21 protein-coding genes and 1 riboswitch are annotated in these 17492 nt (G+C 59.6%); of the genes, 2 read left to right on the plus strand and 19 right to left on the minus strand.

The features are described from left to right. Window positions 1-12 precede the first annotated feature (12 nt). From H8S57_RS02455 to H8S57_RS02545, 19 genes are all read right to left on the minus strand, one after another. Window positions 13-219, minus strand: a complete 207-nt coding sequence (locus H8S57_RS02455) for a DUF1858 domain-containing protein (protein ID WP_186906483.1) — start codon at window positions 217-219, stop codon at window positions 13-15. A gap of 311 nt (window positions 220-530) precedes the next feature. Then, the gene (locus H8S57_RS02460; protein ID WP_007487901.1) at window positions 531-809 is read right to left on the minus strand and encodes a zinc-ribbon domain containing protein; all 279 of its coding nucleotides are present in this window, start codon (window positions 807-809) and stop codon (window positions 531-533) included. 73 nt (window positions 810-882) lie between these two features. Further along, complete coding sequence (locus H8S57_RS02465; RefSeq protein WP_186906484.1) at window positions 883-1518, minus strand: sigma-70 family RNA polymerase sigma factor; 636 nt, start codon at window positions 1516-1518, stop codon at window positions 883-885. A 71-nt stretch (window positions 1519-1589) separates the two neighbouring features. Continuing rightward, entirely contained in the window at window positions 1590-2945 is a 1356-nt protein-coding gene (gene glmM / locus H8S57_RS02470) for a phosphoglucosamine mutase (RefSeq protein ID WP_186906485.1), read from the minus strand. Between the two features lie 30 nt (window positions 2946-2975). Next, window positions 2976-4031 (minus strand): Holliday junction branch migration DNA helicase RuvB, encoded by a 1056-nt coding sequence (gene ruvB, locus H8S57_RS02475; protein ID WP_186906486.1) that lies wholly within the window; start codon window positions 4029-4031, stop codon window positions 2976-2978. A 31-nt stretch (window positions 4032-4062) separates the two neighbouring features. Beyond that, window positions 4063-4380: a DUF3784 domain-containing protein gene (locus tag H8S57_RS02480; protein ID WP_186906487.1), complete on the minus strand. Its 318-nt coding sequence runs from the start codon at window positions 4378-4380 to the stop codon at window positions 4063-4065. 11 nt (window positions 4381-4391) lie between these two features. Next, complete coding sequence (gene ruvA / locus H8S57_RS02485; RefSeq protein ID WP_186906488.1) at window positions 4392-4994, minus strand: Holliday junction branch migration protein RuvA; 603 nt, start codon at window positions 4992-4994, stop codon at window positions 4392-4394. Window positions 4995-5167: 173 nt separating this feature from the next. After that, window positions 5168-5701 (minus strand): crossover junction endodeoxyribonuclease RuvC, encoded by a 534-nt coding sequence (gene ruvC / locus H8S57_RS02490; RefSeq protein WP_186906489.1) that lies wholly within the window; start codon window positions 5699-5701, stop codon window positions 5168-5170. A 157-nt stretch (window positions 5702-5858) separates the two neighbouring features. After that, window positions 5859-6737 carry a site-specific tyrosine recombinase XerD gene (xerD, locus tag H8S57_RS02495; protein ID WP_186906600.1) on the minus strand — a complete coding sequence of 293 codons (879 nt, stop codon included), beginning with the start codon at window positions 6735-6737 and terminating at the stop codon, window positions 5859-5861. A 32-nt stretch (window positions 6738-6769) separates the two neighbouring features. Further along, window positions 6770-7402, minus strand: a complete 633-nt coding sequence (locus H8S57_RS02500; protein ID WP_186906490.1) for a stage II sporulation protein M — start codon at window positions 7400-7402, stop codon at window positions 6770-6772. Window positions 7403-7720: 318 nt separating this feature from the next. Continuing rightward, window positions 7721-9082, minus strand: a complete 1362-nt coding sequence (gene scfB / locus H8S57_RS02505) for a thioether cross-link-forming SCIFF peptide maturase (protein WP_186906491.1) — start codon at window positions 9080-9082, stop codon at window positions 7721-7723. Between the two features lie 71 nt (window positions 9083-9153). Further along, entirely contained in the window at window positions 9154-9294 is a 141-nt protein-coding gene (gene scfA, locus H8S57_RS02510; RefSeq protein WP_186906492.1) for a six-cysteine ranthipeptide SCIFF, read from the minus strand. A gap of 64 nt (window positions 9295-9358) precedes the next feature. Further along, the gene (locus H8S57_RS02515) at window positions 9359-9784 is read right to left on the minus strand and encodes a TIGR04086 family membrane protein (RefSeq protein WP_186906493.1); all 426 of its coding nucleotides are present in this window, start codon (window positions 9782-9784) and stop codon (window positions 9359-9361) included. A 58-nt stretch (window positions 9785-9842) separates the two neighbouring features. Further along, the gene (yajC, locus tag H8S57_RS02520; RefSeq protein WP_186906601.1) at window positions 9843-10139 is read right to left on the minus strand and encodes a preprotein translocase subunit YajC; all 297 of its coding nucleotides are present in this window, start codon (window positions 10137-10139) and stop codon (window positions 9843-9845) included. Window positions 10140-10310: 171 nt separating this feature from the next. Continuing rightward, window positions 10311-11441 carry a tRNA guanosine(34) transglycosylase Tgt gene (gene tgt / locus H8S57_RS02525; protein WP_186906494.1) on the minus strand — a complete coding sequence of 377 codons (1131 nt, stop codon included), beginning with the start codon at window positions 11439-11441 and terminating at the stop codon, window positions 10311-10313. Window positions 11442-11453: 12 nt separating this feature from the next. Further along, window positions 11454-11711: a TfoX/Sxy family DNA transformation protein gene (locus H8S57_RS02530; protein ID WP_186906495.1), complete on the minus strand. Its 258-nt coding sequence runs from the start codon at window positions 11709-11711 to the stop codon at window positions 11454-11456. A gap of 27 nt (window positions 11712-11738) precedes the next feature. Then, window positions 11739-12311, minus strand: coding sequence for a TetR/AcrR family transcriptional regulator (locus H8S57_RS02535; RefSeq protein ID WP_186906496.1), 573 nt, complete (start codon window positions 12309-12311; stop codon window positions 11739-11741). 46 nt (window positions 12312-12357) lie between these two features. Then, complete coding sequence (gene queA, locus H8S57_RS02540; protein WP_186906602.1) at window positions 12358-13413, minus strand: tRNA preQ1(34) S-adenosylmethionine ribosyltransferase-isomerase QueA; 1056 nt, start codon at window positions 13411-13413, stop codon at window positions 12358-12360. After that, complete coding sequence (locus H8S57_RS02545) at window positions 13410-15023, minus strand: SpoIID/LytB domain-containing protein (RefSeq protein ID WP_243204651.1); 1614 nt, start codon at window positions 15021-15023, stop codon at window positions 13410-13412. The genes queA and H8S57_RS02545 overlap by 4 nt, the downstream gene beginning before the upstream one ends. A gap of 136 nt (window positions 15024-15159) precedes the next feature. Beyond that, window positions 15160-15339, plus strand: a riboswitch (Lysine riboswitch). Window positions 15340-15498: 159 nt separating this feature from the next. Between H8S57_RS02545 and asd the strand changes: the two genes are divergently transcribed. Then, window positions 15499-16584, plus strand: coding sequence for an aspartate-semialdehyde dehydrogenase (asd, locus tag H8S57_RS02555; protein ID WP_186906499.1), 1086 nt, complete (start codon window positions 15499-15501; stop codon window positions 16582-16584). Window positions 16585-16593: 9 nt separating this feature from the next. After that, window positions 16594-17484, plus strand: coding sequence for a 4-hydroxy-tetrahydrodipicolinate synthase (dapA, locus tag H8S57_RS02560; RefSeq protein WP_186906500.1), 891 nt, complete (start codon window positions 16594-16596; stop codon window positions 17482-17484). The last annotated feature ends 8 nt before the right edge of the window (window positions 17485-17492 follow it).

A 17492-nucleotide genomic window follows, 5' to 3' on the forward strand; every position in this document is an offset into this window, starting at 1 on the left:
TTCGGATGTTTCTTACTTCGCGGCGCCGACGCTGGCGTTGATTTTGGCCAGCAGCTCGTCTACGTCCACGCCGTGCACCATGCAGGCCTGCTCTACGGTTTCGCCGCGGGAAGAGGGGCAGCCCAAGCAATGCATACCGATGGACAGGAAGATGGGCGCGGTCTCGGGAGCGATGTCCAGAATATCGCCGATAATGGTATCTTTCGTGATCTGAGCCATTTCAGATAGACCTCCAAATTTCTAGGATATTAGTAGTATATCCTATCTTTCGTCTTTTTTCAAGACACAGATCAATTTTCTTGTTTTCCCTGCAGAGCCAACTTCCTTGACGGCCCTCGCGCCGCCGCATCAAACCGATCTGTTATCCCCCTGTGCTCTTTCCCTCCGCCGTGGCTGCACGTTTCCCCCCATTTAAACCGGAGGCCGCAGGGGATGCATCCGAAACCGAATCCACGCCCATTCGGCAAGCGGTCAGAGAAAGACGCAAAAAAGGGACGCCCATGCGGGCGTCCCTTTCTCTCTTCAGGCTGTTAGCCCTGCTCACGCATACGAGCGAAGCAATCGCTGCAGTACACGGGACGATCGGACTTGGGCTCGAAGGGCACCTTGGCCTCACCGCCGCAGGCAGCGCAGGTCGCGGTGAAGTACTCGCGAGGACCGCGGGAAGCGGCCTTGCGGGCGTCACGGCACGCCTTGCAGCGCTGGGGCTCGTTCTGGAAGCCGCGCTCGGCATAGAACTCCTGCTCACCGGCGGTGAACACGAACTCCTGGCCACATTCCTTACATACCAGAGTCTTGTCTTCGTACATGATTTTACCCTCTCTTTGCTTTGTTGCCCAGGTCCGGAATAACCGATTATGCTGGGACAGTGTAATATTGCGTTCAGCTCTCGCTGAAATCGCCAAAAGAATGGTGCTGTGCCAATTTGCGCCGGATGCGCTGGACAGCGTTGTCCACCGATTTCGGGGACTTGTTTACCTCGGCTGCAATTTCGGAATAGGACAGACCGTTCAGATACAACCGAAGTATGCTTGCTTCGAAACCGGACAATTGGCCCTCCAGCGCCCGCATCCGCTCCTGAAACGCCTCCCTGCCGAGCAGGATGGCCTCTGGGTCTTCCTGGAGCTGATCCGCCGCGCCGTAAGCATAATGGTCGCCGTTCCCGCTAAAAAGAGGGGTTTCGAACGAGACATAGTTGTTCAGCGGTATGTGCTTATCTCTTGCTGCTGCTTTGATGACGGAAATCAGACGGTTTTTGATGCAGACCTCCGCAAACGTACGAAAGGAAGCCGCTTTCCCGGAATCGTATTCCCGAATCGCGGCCAGCAGGCCCACCATTCCTTCCTGGATAAGGTCCTCACTGTCCCCCCCCGCCAGAAAATACGGGCGGGCACAAATACGCACCAGGCGATGATAGCGCATCACAAGGGCTTCTTCTGCGATGCGGTCGCCTGATGCGGCCAACGTACACAGAGCTTCGTCCGCGCGTTCCGATTGCCGGGTATGATCTGCTTTCATGCCGGATCTCCTTGCATATTATACGCAGATAAAAAAGGCTTTGTCAAGCTTTTGCGCAAAATATTTCGAGCTTATCCATAGATTTTTATGATATTTGCCAAAGCCTCTGCAGCGTTTCGTGCATCACCCTCGCTTTGGGCCTCCACCATGACCCGGATCAGGGATTCCGTGCCCGAAGGGCGCACCAGCACGCGCCCCGTCCCGGCCATCGCGTCTTCCTGGGCGGTCACCGCATCCCGGATCGATGGGTCGGCCATAATCGCGCTCTTCTGCGCCTGACCTGCCACAGGGACATTGATGAGCACCTGAGGATAGCGCCGACAGCCTGCCACCAGCTCCGAAGCGCGCTTACCCGATTTGTGGAGCAGAGACAGGAACTGCAGCGCCGTCAGCTGGCCGTCGCCGGTGGTGGCATACTTGCGGAAAATGGTATGGCCGGACTGCTCGCCGCCCAGCATATAACCGCACGCCTCCATCTTCTCCAGCACGTTGCGGTCCCCTACGTCGGTGCAGTGGAGATCGATCCCGTTTTCCCGGCAGAAGACCCGCAGGCCCATATTGCTCATCACGGTAGCGACCAGGGCGTTTCCGGGAAGCTTTCCCTCCTGCTTCAGAGCCAGCCCGCAGGAGGCGACGACCTGATCGCCGTCGATCTCCTCTCCGGTTTCGTCTACCATCAGGCAACGGTCTGCGTCGCCGTCAAATGCGATGCCGAGATCATAGCCGCCCGCCTTCACCATGGCCCTGAGGCTGTCCAAATGGGTGGAGCCGCAGCCGTGATTGATGTTCACTCCATCCGGGTCGGCATGGATCACATCGGTATGCAGGTCGGGGAAACGGTCAAACAGACGCGCGGCGATGGCGGAAGCGGCGCCGTTGGCGCAGTCCACCAGAATGTGCAGGCCCGAAAGGTCTGTGTCCACCGTGGAGACCAGATAGTCGATGTAGTCCTGCGCCTCCTTCTCGTCGGCATAGATGACCCGGCCGATCTCACCGTGGGTCTTGAGCGGCACGGCGGTCCGGCTCAGGACGATCTCCTCGATCTTTCCCTCCAGCGCGTCGGAGAGCTTGAAGCCCCGATGGTCGAAGATCTTGATGCCGTTGTGTTCAAAGGGATTGTGGGAAGCCGAGATCACGATGCCCGCGTCGGCCTTGGCGTCCACCGTGATCCAGGCCACGGCGGGCGTTGGGATGACCCCCAGATGGAGCACGTCCGCCCCGGCGGAGCACAGTCCCGCGACCAGCGCCCCCTCCAGCAGGTCTGAGGAGATGCGGGTGTCCTTGCCGATGGTGAAACGAGGCTGTCCTCCGCCCTTCGCTTCGGCCATAACATAGGCGGCCGCCATGCCCACTTGGAACGCCAGCCGGGCGTCCAGCCCGGCGTTGACCACACCACGGATCCCGTCGGTGCCAAATAATCTGCCCATAAAAATCCTTCCTTTCCGTCCGATCACACATTAGAATGAAAGCTGGTCCAGTGCTCCGCCCGGGACGCTCAGGCCCAAGTGTTCGTAGGCCCGCCGGGTGACGCAGCGTCCCCGGGGCGTGCGGGTCAGAAAGCCCATCTGCATCAGATAGGGCTCATACACGTCCTCCAGAGTCACGGCCTCCTCGTTGATGGTAGCGGCCAGGGTCTCCAGGCCCACAGGCCCGCCGGAATAGTGCTCAATGATACTGGTGAGCATCCGACGGTCAATGGCGTCCAGTCCCAGATAATCCACCTCCAGCGCGGAGAGCGCCTGGTCGGCCACGCCCCGGGTGATCACGCCGCCGGCCTTTACCTGGGCGAAGTCCCGCACCCGCCGGAGCATCCGGTTGGCGATCCGCGGAGTGCCCCGGCTGCGCCGGGCGATCTCCATGGCGCCCTCCTCTTCGATGGGCACGTTCAGGATGCCCGCCGACCGCTTGACGATGAGCGAAAGCTCCTCTGGGGTGTACAGCTCCAGCCGCAGCGTAACGCCAAAACGGTCCCGCAGGGGCGCGGAGAGCTGTCCGGCACGGGTGGTAGCTCCAATCAGCGTGAAATGCGGCAGGTCCAGCCGGATGGAGTTGGCGGAGGGGCCCTTGCCGATGATGATGTCGATGGCGTAGTCCTCCATGGCCGGGTAGAGGATCTCCTCCACCGAGCGGTTGAGCCGGTGGATCTCATCTACGAAAAGGATATCGTTCTCATTCAGGTTGGTCAGCAGGGCGGCCAGGTCGCCGGGCTTTTCGATGGCGGGGCCGGAGGTAATGCGGATATTGACCCCCATCTCGTTGGCAATGATCCCGCTGAGCGTGGTCTTGCCCAGGCCCGGGGGGCCATGGAGCAGCACGTGGTCCAGGGGCTCGGAACGCATTTTTGCGGCCTGGATGAAAACAGACAGGTTCTCCTTGGCCTTTTGTTGTCCGATGTATTCGCTGAGCGCCTTGGGCCGCAGGGAGTATTCCCCTTCGTCCTCACGGGTCAGCGAGGTGGTGACCAGCGGCTCCTGGGTCTCAAAGCCGCCCTGCTCGGAAAAATCGATACTCAATGGGTCCACTCCTTTGAAACGGCTGGAGAACCTATTTGCGCCTCACCGTTTTGGATGTATTTCGATAGATGACTCCGGTCACGACCGTAAGGAAGAAGAGCGCCAGCCCGACCCACAGAAGTATCATCGCATCGAATACCGCGCTCAGCGCGATGACCGCCCAGCAGGCAGCCAGGGCCAGCATAAGCCGGCCCATGCAGCGGCACAGGGCACTCTCGTCATAGTTTGCCTTTTCTTCGGGACTGGCGGTGTTGTACCCTGCGATCAGGAACGCGCCCTTTCCGCGGAAAAAAACGGCGGCCAGAGTCAGAAACAGCAGGATGAAGATTCCGTGGACGATTAACAGCATGGCGCCCTCCCCTACTTTACCATCTTTTTCAAGGCGTGCTTGACGATCTCCTCCAGCTTGAGCTGCTCCATGTCCAAGCCCTTGAGGGCGGCGGCGATTTCGTTCTGACTGTAGCCCAGCACGGCCAGCGCGGCGGCGGCCTCACTGGATTTGTTCTCCGGAATGACGGTCACGCCGGTGCCGCCGTAAGTCTCCCCGGATGCCGCAAGCTGTCCCTTGGCCAGCTTGTCTTTCAGCTCCAGAATAATGCGCTGGGCAATCTTTTTCCCGATGCCCTGGGCCACCGTGAGCGACTTCTCATCCCCGGTGATGATGCTCATGGCCAGTCCCTCCGGCGTGGTGGCCGAGAGGATGGACAGCGCCGCCTTGGGCCCCACGCCGGATACCCCGATGAGCATTCGAAAGCAGTTGAGTTCATTTTCTGAATAAAAACCGTACAGCTCCATGGCGTCCTCACGCACGTTCAGGTGGGTATAGAGCGTGGCGGGCGCTCCCTTTTCCAGGCGGGAGAGCGTAGTATTGGTGGTCCGGCAGGCATAGCCGACCCCCCCGCAGTCGATCACGGCCAGAAAGGGAGCCACGTGGGCCACGGTGCCTTTGACATAGTAAAACATCGTATCGTCTCCTCAGAACCGGTATTCGCAAGGATTGCGCACCGTCCGGGCGGGCCGGCTTCCGCCGTGCCGCGTTGCTTCTCCCTGCCATACACAAACGTATGGCTTGCGTCAGATCGCCTTGTACGGCAAACACTCGCCCGGACCATGCCCCGCCCCGGCAAGTACGGGTCCTAATCCTTTCGCACCGCGTACCGGCCGCTGCCCGGCCGGGCGGCATCCGGGCTTTGAAGGCGGGAGGTGTACGACCGGGCGTGGCACAGGGCAATGGCCAGCGCATCGGCGGCGTCATCCGGCCTGGGCACGGTCCTCAGGCTCAGCAGGCGCTTCGTCATATCCATTATCTGGCGTTTTTCCGCCTTGCCATAGCCCGCCACCGCCAGCTTGACCTGAGAGGGAGCGTACTCAAAGATAGGCACGCCGAAGCGCTCCGCCTCGGTCAGGATCACACCGCGGGCCTGCGCCACCCCGATACCGGTGGTAATATTGTTGTTGAAAAACAACTCCTCCACCGCCATGGCATCAGGCTGGAACAGCTCGAACAGCCGGTCCATATCATTGGCGATCTGCAAAAGCCGTTTGGGCAGCGGTTCCCCCGCCGGAGTGTTGATGGCCCCGCACTGGACCAGCCGCTGCCGTCCCCGTTCGGCCTCTATTACCCCAAAGCCCACGATGGCGAAGCCCGGGTCGATGCCCAAAATCATCATAGGGGACCTCACCTTCCTCAATCCATACGCAGAATATTGTATCACAGCAGAAAACCCTGCGCAATAAGCAAATGGGTGCAAAGAGGGCCGCGGCGTTTTCCGCGGCCCTCTTTGTTCAAAAGAAGAATCTGCCGTTGAGAAGTCCGGCACAATCATTCTATGCCCGTGGATGTGCTTTATTATAGACATCCTTCAGCTTTTGGTTTACCAGCTGGGCGTAAATTTGAGTGGAGGAAATGTCTGCGTGCCCCAGCATCTCCTGGATCGAACGCAGATCGGCGCCGTTTTCCAGCAGGTGAGCGGCAAAGGAATGGCGCAGCGTATGGGGCGTGATGTCCTTCTGGATCCCAGCCTTCTCCTGATAGTGCTTGATGATCTTCCAAAAGCCCTGGCGGCTCATGCGCTCTCCGCTCATATTCACGAACAAGGCGCTGGTGTCGGGTCGCTCCACCATCTGGGGCCGCACATGCTCCACATAATCACCCAGCGCCCGTACCGCCGTCTGGTACAATGGAATGATGCGTTCCTTCCCACGGCCGGGGCATCGGATGAAGCCGGCAGAGAGATTCAGGTGTGCCAGATCCAGACTGATGAGTTCGGAAACGCGGATCCCGGTGGCGTAAAGCAGCTCCAGCATGGCCTTGTCCCGGCAGCCCTTGGCGTCGGCCGGATCAGGCTGTTCCAGAAAAAGCTCGACTTCTTTTGAAGTGAGGATCTGGGGCAGTTTGCGTTCCACCTTGGCGGGCGCGATTCCTCTGGCAGGGTTAAGCGCCACATGGCCCGCTCCCAACATATAAGTATAAAAGGATTTCAAGGAGGCCAGGGACCGTGTGACGGTGGCCACCGATTTCCCTTTGGACGACAAGTGCTTGGTGTAGCTCTCCACATCCGGCTGGGCAGCCTGTTCCGGAGAAAGCCCCTCCCCTTCCAGCCAGCGGACAAACTGGTTCACATCCCGCAGGTAGGAACTGAGCGTGTTGGAGGATGCCTTTTTTTCTGTGACCAGATACGCTTCATAACCCTCCAGATACTCCATTGTCACCAACACCCTCTTACTTCCTGTTTTGCTCAGGCGGCAGCCAGCAGACCCGCCATCCCGGAAATCAGGGCAGGTACGACCAGCTGCTCCAGCAGCACACACACACACAGCGCCGCGGCACACCCGCCGCAGCGCAGAAAATAGGCCTTTCCGTAGGGAGACGGACGTTTCCCCTCCCCCAAAAAGCGGCTGGCCAAGACCCGCGCAGCCAGCAAACTCTGCACGCCCAGAACAAAAAGCGCCGGGATCGCCACGGCGCCGGTGATCCCAAAGACCAGAAACGCCAGCAGGCAGCCGGTGCTGCCAAACAGGCGCACAAAGGAGGCGATGGAAAAGGCGAGCAGAAAACCGCGCGCCGCGAAGAGGATCGGCAGGCCCAGCAGTCCCAAGGCGGTGAAGCCAAGCAGCAGTGCCAGCAGGGGCCACCGGATCGTACTCCATACCAGAGACAATACGGCCGGCGCGTCCACCGCGCCGGCACGCGCAGCGCTTAAAAAGCTTTGAAGATAGGCGCTCAAGCTCTCGCCGCCGCCGCCGTCCACGCAAGAGGCGAGGATGCAGCCTGCCAGGCCGCCTGCCAGAAAAAAAGCCCCTACTATGGCCAGTGCGGGGAAAAAACCGCCATCCGGCACATCCCAAACGCCTGCGACCGCCCTGCGCATCCAGCCTCACCTCCGTGAGAGCATATGCGCGCGCCGGGACAAGTAGAAGCGGCAAAAGTGGAAGCGGTATATACAAATATAGACCACTCGATCGGCTTGTGCAAGAAATCTTTGCAAAAAATCGCATTTTTGTATATTATGCCAATGCATTATGTAAATTAAATTATGTAAACCTCGTGATCAAAAGAGTACGGCGCCGCAGCGTGCGGCGCCGTACAGGCTCTATATGTGGTATTGTCCGTAGGCTTTTACGCAAGATATTCGTTTTTGCGGGCCAATCCTGCCGATTACAGTCTGTATAATTACAATTTGTATACCCTACGCTCCCATACCGGCGGCGATGGCCTTCAGCGCGATGGCGCATTCCAGCCGCTTGCGCTCCAATTCACATCCGACACGGTGGGGGCGTTTTATGTCACCGTTGACAAGCAGATTGGATGCGCTGCAGCCGCCGGAGCAGTAAAACCGGGCCCAGCAGCTCCGGCACTCCTCTCTGGTATAGATGTTCAGGGCGGCAAATGTTCCGGACAACGCCTGATCAAAGCTTCCATCGTACAGACTGCCCAGCTTGTATTCCTCGTTGCCCACAAACTGGTGGCAGGGGTAGATATCCCCCTCCGGCGTGATGGCCACATATTCGCAGCCTGCGCCGCAGCCCCGCAGGCGTTTGATCACGCAGGGGCCCTGGGCCAGATCTACGTTGAAATGGAAAAAGTTCGTCTCCGGATGATCCCGCAGGTATTCGGCCAGGCGTTCATACTCTGCCTTCAGCGCAGGCAGGTCGGCCTCCTGGAGAGCATAGGGATCCGTCTCCTTCCCCACCACCGGCTCCACGGAGATGTTTTTGCCGATTGCGGCCAGGGCCTTCACATCCTCTGCAAAGTCCTGGTGGAAGCGGGTAAACGTACCGCGGAGATAATAGTCCTTGGTTCCACGGCCTTCGATCAGCTTTCGAAACTTCGGTACGATCACGTCGTAGCTGCCTTTGCCGTTGATTGTGGGACGCAGATCGTCGTTGACCGCTTTGCGTCCGTCCAGAGACAGCACCGCATTGGACATTTCACGGTTGATGTATTCGATGGTTTCGTCGTCAAGCAGTACGCCGTTGGTGGTAATGGTAAAGCGGAAACACTTTCCGTGTGCTTCCTCGATGGAGCGGGCATATTCCACCGCCCGCTTCACCGTATCCATGGCCATCAGCGGTTCGCCGCCGAAGAAGTCCACTTCGATGTTCCGGCGATGGCCGGATTTGGCGATGACAAAGTCGATGGCCCGCTTGGCGGTCTCGGCGTCCATGGTCAGGCGATGGCCGGTGCCGAAGTCTCCGGTAGAGGCAAAGCAGTATTTGCACCGGAGATTGCAGTCGTGGGAGACGTGGAGGCACAGCGCCTTCACCAGTGCCTGCTGCTGCATGGAGGCCGCCTTCTCCCGGTCGATGTAGTCGTCCTCCTCGAAGAGCAGCCCCTCCGCAGTCAGTCTGCGCAGTTCCTGCCACGCCTCCTCCAGCGCGGCGGGGGCATACCGGGACAATGTCTGGCAGACCTCCTCCGGACAGTGTTCCGCCATGGGGGGCTTCACCTGCTCCAGCAGGTGATACGTCAGCTCGTCCAGCACATGGACGGCGCCGCTGTTGACATCCACGGCGACATTGACGCCGAGGGCTTGAAAGGTATGTACCATAAATTTGATCCTCACTTGGCGCATTCCATGGAAAAAGGGTGGGAAACCCCACCCTCTCCAATCAGCGGTTCTTACTTATTCTCGCACTTCTGGTTTGCCACGGTGCAAGAGGTCTTACAGGCGGACTGGCAGGAGGTCTGGCACTCGCCGCAGCCGCCGTGGGCGGCGCTGTTTTTCAGAGTCGCGCCGTTGAGCGTCTTCACATGCTTCATTCTGGTTTCCCTCCCATAACAAATGGTTTAGGAGGATTATAGCATAGCCGCGGCCCGATTTCAATTATTTTCTGCGCTTTTTCTTTCCACCGCTCCGCTTTCCGCCGCCCAGCAGCCCAGCGGCCGCGCCGCCGCACAGACCGCCGCACAGCAGTCCGATCCCGCCCTGCTCCACCGACATGGTCTCAAAGAACAGCACGCCAACCGTAAGCAACAGCAGAAAAAGCACCGCTCCGGTACACAGCCCTACGATCAGCGTACGCCTGCCGCAGCGGCGAACCGCCAGCATTCCGCCTGCGAACGCCCCCACCACACAGCCGACGATACTCAGCTGATAAGTAAGACCGTCCGCCAAAAGCCCCCGTGAGATGAGCACCGAGGCAGCCAGCAGGAACAAAAGGCATACCGCCAGCGCCGCGGCCCCACCCAAAACGATCCCGACCCCGTAGCGCAGCAGCTTCGCGGCCTGATCCTCCTCTGTTTTCCGCATAAAAACACCCTCCCTTGCCACGTTCCTACTGGAACATATGCCGGGAGGGCGTTTCGTATTACTTCTTGTCCTTGGAATCCTTGGTCTCGCCCGCGCCGTTTTCCGTGGCCTGGGTGCCCTTGGTGGAAATCGCCCACTTGGTGAATTCCATGCGCACGCGGTCGGCGCCGGTCTCAATGACGATGGTGTCCTCCTTGACTGCGCAGATGGTGCCGACGATTCCCCCGATGGTGGTGATCTCATCCCCCACCGCCAGTTCGGAGCGCATCTTGGCAGCCGCTTTCTTCTTTTTGTTCTCGGGCCGGATCAGCAGGAAATAAAAGACTGCGATCAGCAGGACAAAGGGCAGGATCATACTCAGCATGCTTCCGGTGCCGCCCTCCTGCGTCAGCATCGCACTCGTTACCTGTGTCAGCAAAACAATCCCCTCCGATAAATACTTGGATGAACCTCTTCATCACGTAAAAGCTATTATAAAACGAAATGCAGGATTTGACAAGCCTTTTTCGCAGGATTCACAGATTCTTCACAGGCGTCCGGCCAATTTGGGGGAATATTCCGCCCGGAAGTCCGCAAAACAGCCCTCATCCAGGGCCTGCCGGATCCGTCCGGCCAGGGCGTTGTAAAAATACAGGTTATGCAGTACCGCAAGGCGCATGGCAAGCATCTCCCCTGCCGCGAAGAGGTGGCGCAGATAGGCGCGCGAAAAGGAGCGGCACACTGGGCAGGCGCAGTCCGGGTCGATGGGCCGCTCGTCCAGCTTGTATTTTTCATTCTTGATGTTCATGGCGCCCGACCAGGTAAAAAGCTTGGCGTGTCGGGCGTTGCGGGCAGGCATGACACAGTCGAAGAAGTCCACGCCCCGCGCCACGCCCTCAATGATGTTGGAAGGGGTGCCCACGCCCATAAGATAGCGCGGCTTGTCCACGGGCATATAGGGCTCTATCACGTCGATGATATCGTACATGACCTGTGCCGGCTCTCCCACCGCCAGACCGCCGATGGCGTAGCCCTCACAGTCGATCTTTGCGGTTTGCTGCATGTGCCAGATGCGCAAGTCCGGAAAGGTCGCCCCCTGATTGATGCCGAAGAGCATCTGTCCCGGATTCACCGTCTCCGGAAGGGCGTTGAGCCGGTCATGCTCTGCTTTGCACCGCTCCAGCCACCGCAGCGTGCGTTCACAGGAGGCCTTGGCATATTCATAGGTGGCCGGATTTTCCACGCATTCGTCAAAAGCCATGGCAATGTCGCTGCCGAGGTTGGACTGGATCCGCATGGACTCCTCCGGCCCCATAAAGATCCGCCGCCCGTCGATATGCGAGGCAAAGGTGACGCCCTCCTCCCGGATCTTCCGCAGTCCAGCCAGAGAAAAGACCTGGAAGCCTCCGGAATCGGTGAGGATCGGGCCGTCCCAGTCCATGAACCGGTGCAGCCCGCCCAGCGCGCGCACCACGTCGTCTCCGGGGCGCAGGTGCAGGTGATAGGTATTGGACAGCTCCACCTGGCAGCCGATCTCCCGCAGATCGTGGGCGGAGAGAGCTCCCTTAATCGCGCCTTGGGTTCCCACATTCATGAACACCGGGGTCTGTACCGTGCCATGGGCACAGGTAAATTCGCCGCGCCGGGCACGGCCTTCGGTCTGGATGAGTTTAAACACGCAAACGCTCCTTTATTTCAGGCTTTGATAAAAGGTACGCAGCTCGGTCCTGCAGGTATCGGGCAGCTCCTTCTTGCGTACGCCCCGGATCGCCCCTTCCAGGGCCGTCAGCTGGTGCAGGCAGGCGTTGGGGTCCGCCTGGGCGCGGATCTGTATCCGGGCCGCCCGGCTGCCCATGCCCCGCAGCGGTTCCGGGGTATCTACGCCGATTCTGTGAAGATGCTCCGCCAACACCGGGCCGAGATTGGGCAAACGGGTCAATGATTCCATTCCGATTCGCCTGCCTTGAGCGGACCGTCAGGAAAAAGCGGCCAGGCCCTGATTGGTCAGCCGCAGCAAAAGTCCCGCCATTTCACCCGGCGACTTGCGCATGCCGCTTTTCAGCCAATTCTGCAGGATGCCGATGCTGCCGGTGATGACATAACGGTACAAATATTCCACGGTCTCCGGGTCGGTGGAGCGGGACGCCTGCCATTGCTGGGCATACTGCTCCTGAAACAGAGCCGTGACCCGCTTTTGAAAGCTGAAATCGCCCTTCTCGCTCAGCAGCAGGCTGCAGAAGTCGCGGTTATCCGCGATATACTGAAAAATCTGCTCCACGACTTGAAAGGCCTCGCCGATATCGGCGCGAAAATCGAAGGCGGACAGCCGCTCCCGGATCTCGGAGATGATCTCGTCCTCGATCTGCTGCAGCAGATCGTATTGATCCCGGTAATGGGCATAAAAGGTACAGCGGTTGATGTCCGCCCGCTCACAGAGCTCTTTGATGGTAATCTTTGCAAGCGGCTTTTGCTCCATCCACTCGATCAGGCTCTTTTTCAGGACCATCTGTGTATACCGCGTGCGCCGGTCGCTCCGGTCTGCGTGCATACCGTCTCCTCCTTCCTCCGCATCTCCCCCAATGTGCCGCACGGCGTCAGTCCGGCTGATCGTCCCTTGGGATAAGGTCTGTGATGAACATCGCATCCCCGAAGGAGAAAAAGCGATAGCGCTGTTCCACCGCTTCCTGGTATGCCGCCAGCACCTGCTCCCGTCCCGCCAGTGCGGAGACCAGCATGATGAGGGTGGACTCCGGCAGATGGAAGTTGGTAATCAGACCGTCCAACGCCTTAAAGCGATACCCCGGGTAGATGAAAATATTGGTCCATCCGGCGCTCTCCCGAAGCGTGCCGTCCTCCGAAGCCCAGCTCTCAATGGTGCGGCAGGAAGTGGTGCCCACACAGATGACCCGTCCGCCGGTCTGCTTCGTGCGGTTGATGGTCTCGGCCGTCTCAGCCGGAATCATGCAGTACTCCGCGTGCATCTCATGGTCGGTGATCTCGTCTTCTTTCACCGGACGGAAGGTCCCCAGGCCCACATGAAGTGTAACGTAGCATACCTTTACGCCCATTTCGCGCACCTGTTCCAGCAGCGCACGGGTAAAGTGCAGTCCCGCCGTCGGCGCGGCGGCGGAGCCCACCGCCCGGGAGTAGACCGTCTGATAGCGCTCCGGGTCCTCCAGCTCCTGCTTGATATAGGGCGGCAGGGGCATCTTGCCCAGCTGCTCCAGCTTTTCCAAAAAAATACCCTCATAGTCAAAGCGCACCAGGCGGTTGCCGCCCTCGCAGACTTCCAGCACCTCAGCGGTGAGGGCGCCGTCTCCGAAGGAAATGCGCGCGCCGGGCTTGAGCCTGCGTCCCGGCCGGACCAGGCACTCCCACACCTTGTCGCCCCGGTCGATGAGCAGCAGCACCTCCGCTGCGCCGCCGCCGGGCACGCGGTGGCCGACAAGCCGTGCGGGCAGGACCCGGGAGTCGTTGAGCACCAAGCAGTCGCCCGGGCGCAAGAGGGCGGGCAAATCGTAAAAATGCATATGCCGCCGCGCCCCCGTGTTCTTATCCAGCACCAGGAGCCGGGAGGCATCCCGGCGCTCCAGCGGAGTTTGTGCAATCAGTTCCTCCGGCAGGTAAAAATCAAAATCAGCGGTCTTTATGGCTGGCGCACCTCGATTCCGGTATAGTAGAATTGCAGGATATCCCAATAAGTATAGCCCTGCTGTGCCATAGAATACGCGCCCCATTGGCTCATACCCACGTGATGGCCCCAGCCGGTTCCGGCGATGGTAAAGGTATCGCCCCCCGAAGCGGCGGATGGGGCCAACTGCTTCACCGCGGCGTCGCCGCCGATGACATAGGGTTGGCCGGAGGGCAGCTGGGATACCGTTCCGCTTCCGTCCACCGCGTATACGCCGCTCACAGAGGGCAGCGTCCCCTCCCCGTTCACCGCGTAACCTCCGCTTCCGCCCGAAATGCTGTAGCGCTGGGAACGCAGTCCCAGAAATGTCCGGCAGTCTTCCTTCGTCTTCGTGAAGCTTTTTCCCGCCGAATCGGTAAAGGTAATTGCCAGTACATTCCCCGTGGGCGACGTTTTTGTGACCTGAACGTCCACGATGCCGGAATTGGCGTAACCCTTGCCGTTGAGCAGATCAGTCAGCTCCTGGCGGGTATAGGTCACACTCCAGCTGTAGCGTTCAATTTTATCGGATACAGCGGCCTCATAGGGATCCGTCTTCCCTTTCAAATAGGGCGTGTCCTCATACCAGATGTTCCCCGCGTCTTCCGTAGCTCCGCCATCGCAGGAAAAATAGACTGGCTCGGTCAAGCCGCCGTTATACCAGATATATTGGCCATAAGTGGCCTCCACCGCCTGGCGGCTGGCGTCGCTCATGCCGGCGATCCCCCTGTAAGCCTGACAGTGGACCGTGTTGCAGATATCGAAGCCGTCGGAGCTGTGCCGCTGATCCAGCAGCTTGGCATAGCTGTAAGTCCGGGCGCATACCGCCTGGGCCTTCAGTGCCTCCAAGGGCCAGGAGGCGCTCATCTCGGACAAAATGACCCCTTGCACATAATCCTCCATGGGAAGCACGTTGCTCACCGACAGATTGCCGCCGCTGCGCCGGTACTGGAACGCGCCGTAATAGGTATTTCCCCGGAAAATAGTCCGGGTCTTGACCGTATCATCCAGACCGGGCTGGACCGCCAGGGCCCATCCGTCGGCACTGTCGAACTGGAACAGGATCGTTCCGGTCCCCGTCTCCACCACCGAAACGCCCGTGCCCGACGGGGCCGTCACCGACGCTCCGGGCACCGCGGCCTGTGCGTTCTGTGCCGAGGCGCTGTCCAGGTAGGCGCCGAGCCTGACGTAATAGGCTCCGTCGATCCATGCCGGGAAGGCGCCGGCATACCGGCAGGCCGCCGCAGACGCCGACTGGAAGTCCGCATAGCGCTCCGGAAGCTGGAGATGATAGCCCCCCACGGCAATGCCGGAAGAAATGGAGTCGTAATATCCAGCCCAGCCGCCCACAGTGCCGTAATACACGGTCTGATCCTTTACCATGGAGATCGCAGTTTTCGCCGTGCTGCCCAGCGGAACAAAGCGCAGGCTGCCGTCAAAATAGCCGAAGCGGTACCCGGAACCCACTTCGTTGAGCAGATTTGCCCCTGGCAGGGCGCTGCCGCCGTAAAAGAGCCCCACCCGGATGGTCGGATTCACCTGTACCGAGGCCGCCTGGGCAGGCGCTGCACCCATCCATTGGGAAACCATCAGGAGGGCGGCTGCAAGTTGTATAAATTTCAAACATTTCCCTTGCTTCATTTGTCAATTCTCACATCCCGGTTTTGTTGACACGATTCTTCGAATTGTGGTACAATTTTTAAAATTTCAATTCCATAGGCGTTATTAGCATAACAGAGGTCGCGGCTGTTCAACAGTAGCGCGGGGAGGGCTCCGGTGGCCCCTGGAACCGCTGCGAAAGGGGACGCCGCCGAAGGAGCCCGGTCCACGGAAGCCCCGCTCCTGGTCGCCCGGCGAAGAGCCGTCCGACTGTCGCCGCGCGCCGCGGTGGAGCGCTGTCTGCTTTTGGGGTATCTTGTCAAAGGCAAATCGTCTTTGACATTATAGTACAAAATCAGCAGTTCTGTAAACTGCTGATTTATTTTTTGCTTCGATCCGGTTTTGCCGGTCTCAAACGAGCCGGCAATGGAATAGGATACATCATGAACGATGGAGGTCATTGATTATGGAAAAGTACAAGGTCGGCGTCATTGGCGGTACCGGTATGGTCGGTCAGCGGTTTGTGACCCTTTTGGAAAACCACCCCTGGTTCCAGCTCGCCGTTATCGCGGCCAGCGGCCGTTCGGCCGGCAAGACCTATGAGGAAGCCATCGGTACCCGCTGGGCCATGGATACCCCAATGCCTGAGGAGGCGAAAAACCTCGTCGTCATGAATGCCGCCGAGGATGTGGAACGGATCGCCGCCCAAGTGGATTTCGTCTTCTCCGCCGTGGACATGAAGAAAGAGGAGATTCAGGCGCTGGAGGAAGCGTATGCCCGCCATGAGTGCCCCGTGGTCTCCAATAATTCCGCCCACCGCTGGACCAGCGACGTGCCCATGGTGGTGCCGGAGATCAATCCGGAACACATTCAGGTCATAGAGGCCCAACGAAAGCGACTGGGGGTGGAGCGCGGGTTCATTGCCGTCAAGTCCAACTGCTCCCTCCAGAGCTATGTCCCCGCACTGCACCCCCTGCGCGGCTTTGGTCTGGAAAAGGTGCTCGTCTGCACCTACCAGGCCATCTCCGGTGCGGGCAAGACCTTCCAGACCTGGCCGGAAATGGTGGATAATGTCATCCCCTACATCGGCGGCGAAGAGGAGAAGAGCGAGCGTGAACCGCTGAAGCTCTGGGGCAAGGTGGAAAACGGCGTGATCGTCAACGCCGCGTCGCCCGCCATCACCGCGCAGTGCCTGCGCGTCCCCGTCTCCAACGGCCATATGGCCGCTGTTTTCGCCACCTTCCAAAACACCCCTTCCCCGGAGGAGATCAAAGACAGTTGGGCAAATTTCAAGGGCCGCGCCCAGGAGCTGGCCCTGCCCACCGCGCCCAAACAGTTCCTGCATTATTTTGAGGAGCCAGACCGCCCCCAGACCCGTCTCGACCGCGCGCTGGAGGGGGGCATGGCCGTATCCGTGGGCCGTCTGCGGCCCGACACCCAGTACGATTATAAGTTTGTCTGTCTTTCCCACAATACCCTGCGCGGCGCAGCGGGCGGAGCCGTCCTGCTGGCCGAACTGCTGTGCGCGGAGGGGTACATTCTAAGGAGGTAACCCCCTATCATGAGAGAACCTGTTTTTACCGGAGCCTGCTCCGCCATTGTGACCCCATTTGACCAGAGCGGCGCTGTCAATTACGATCGGTTCGGCAGACTGATCGACGAGCAGATCGCACGCGGCCTGGACGCTATCTGCGTCTGCGGCACCACCGGCGAGTGCGCCACCCTTTCCATTCGGGAGCATATTGCCGCCGTGGAATACTGTGTCAAGCGGGTCAATCATCGGGTCAAGGTCATCGCCGGCGCGGGAAGCAACGATACATCCGCTGCCGTTTACCTGTCCCAGCACGCTCAGGACTCCGGGGCCGACGCTCTGCTGCATGTGACTCCCTATTACAACAAGGCGTCTCAAACTGGTCTCATCAAGCATTATGAATACATAGCCGACCGGGTGGAGCTGCCCATCATCCTCTATAACGTCCCCTCCCGGACCGGCGTTTCCTTCACGGCGGAGACCTATCAGGTTCTCTCCCAGCATCCCAAGATCAACGGCGTCAAGGAAGCCAGCGGAAACTTTTCCCTGCTGGCGCACACCCGCTCAATCTGCGGCGACGATTTTTACGTCTGGTCCGGCAACGACGATCAGGTGGTGCCCATGATGAGTCTGGGCGCCAAGGGCGTCATTTCCGTGGTGGCAAATATCGCGCCGGAGATCATGATCCAAATGACCCACCTCTGCCTGGAAGGCAGATTCGGGGAAGCCAGCGCGCTTCAGCTGCGGTATATGGATTTTATCGACGCGCTCTTCCTCGAAGTCAACCCCATCCCCATCAAGGCCGCTATGAATTTGGCCGGCTATGATGTGGGCTCTTTGCGGCTGCCCCTGTGCGATATGTCCAACGGGCATCTGGAAACGCTGCGCCAGGCCATGATAAGCGCCGGGATCCTTTCTTGACGCGGGAG

Origin of the sequence: Lawsonibacter hominis (assembly GCF_014287895.1) — a bacterium.
In the GTDB taxonomy this organism is placed as follows: Bacteria; Bacillota; Clostridia; order Oscillospirales; family Oscillospiraceae; genus Lawsonibacter_A; species Lawsonibacter_A hominis.

Bases quoted from the DNA above. Each gene is read 5' to 3' on its own strand.
- H8S57_RS02455 (WP_186906483.1), bottom strand. From the start codon at position 219: ATGGCTCAGATCACGAAAGATACCATTATCGGCGATATTCTGGACATC.
- H8S57_RS02460 (WP_007487901.1), bottom strand. From the start codon at position 809: ATGTACGAAGACAAGACTCTGGTATGTAAGGAATGTGGCCAGGAGTTC.
- H8S57_RS02465 (WP_186906484.1), bottom strand. From the start codon at position 1,518: ATGAAAGCAGATCATACCCGGCAATCGGAACGCGCGGACGAAGCTCTG.
- glmM (WP_186906485.1), bottom strand. From the start codon at position 2,945: ATGGGCAGATTATTTGGCACCGACGGGATCCGTGGTGTGGTCAACGCC.
- H8S57_RS02480 (WP_186906487.1), bottom strand. From the start codon at position 4,380: ATGCTGTTAATCGTCCACGGAATCTTCATCCTGCTGTTTCTGACTCTG.
- ruvA (WP_186906488.1), bottom strand. From the start codon at position 4,994: ATGTTTTACTATGTCAAAGGCACCGTGGCCCACGTGGCTCCCTTTCTG.
- ruvC (WP_186906489.1), bottom strand. From the start codon at position 5,701: ATGATGATTTTGGGCATCGACCCGGGCTTCGCCATCGTGGGCTTTGGG.
- xerD (WP_186906600.1), bottom strand. From the start codon at position 6,737: ATGGAGTATCTGGAGGGTTATGAAGCGTATCTGGTCACAGAAAAAAAG.
- H8S57_RS02500 (WP_186906490.1), bottom strand. From the start codon at position 7,402: ATGCGCAGGGCGGTCGCAGGCGTTTGGGATGTGCCGGATGGCGGTTTT.
- scfB (WP_186906491.1), bottom strand. From the start codon at position 9,082: ATGGTACATACCTTTCAAGCCCTCGGCGTCAATGTCGCCGTGGATGTC.
- scfA (WP_186906492.1), bottom strand. From the start codon at position 9,294: ATGAAGCATGTGAAGACGCTCAACGGCGCGACTCTGAAAAACAGCGCC.
- H8S57_RS02515 (WP_186906493.1), bottom strand. From the start codon at position 9,784: ATGCGGAAAACAGAGGAGGATCAGGCCGCGAAGCTGCTGCGCTACGGG.
- yajC (WP_186906601.1), bottom strand. From the start codon at position 10,139: ATGATCCTGCCCTTTGTCCTGCTGATCGCAGTCTTTTATTTCCTGCTG.
- H8S57_RS02530 (WP_186906495.1), bottom strand. From the start codon at position 11,711: ATGGAATCATTGACCCGTTTGCCCAATCTCGGCCCGGTGTTGGCGGAG.
- H8S57_RS02535 (WP_186906496.1), bottom strand. From the start codon at position 12,311: ATGCACGCAGACCGGAGCGACCGGCGCACGCGGTATACACAGATGGTC.
- H8S57_RS02545 (WP_243204651.1), bottom strand. From the start codon at position 15,023: ATGGTTTCCCAATGGATGGGTGCAGCGCCTGCCCAGGCGGCCTCGGTA.
- asd (WP_186906499.1), top strand. From the start codon at position 15,499: ATGGAAAAGTACAAGGTCGGCGTCATTGGCGGTACCGGTATGGTCGGT.
- dapA (WP_186906500.1), top strand. From the start codon at position 16,594: ATGAGAGAACCTGTTTTTACCGGAGCCTGCTCCGCCATTGTGACCCCA.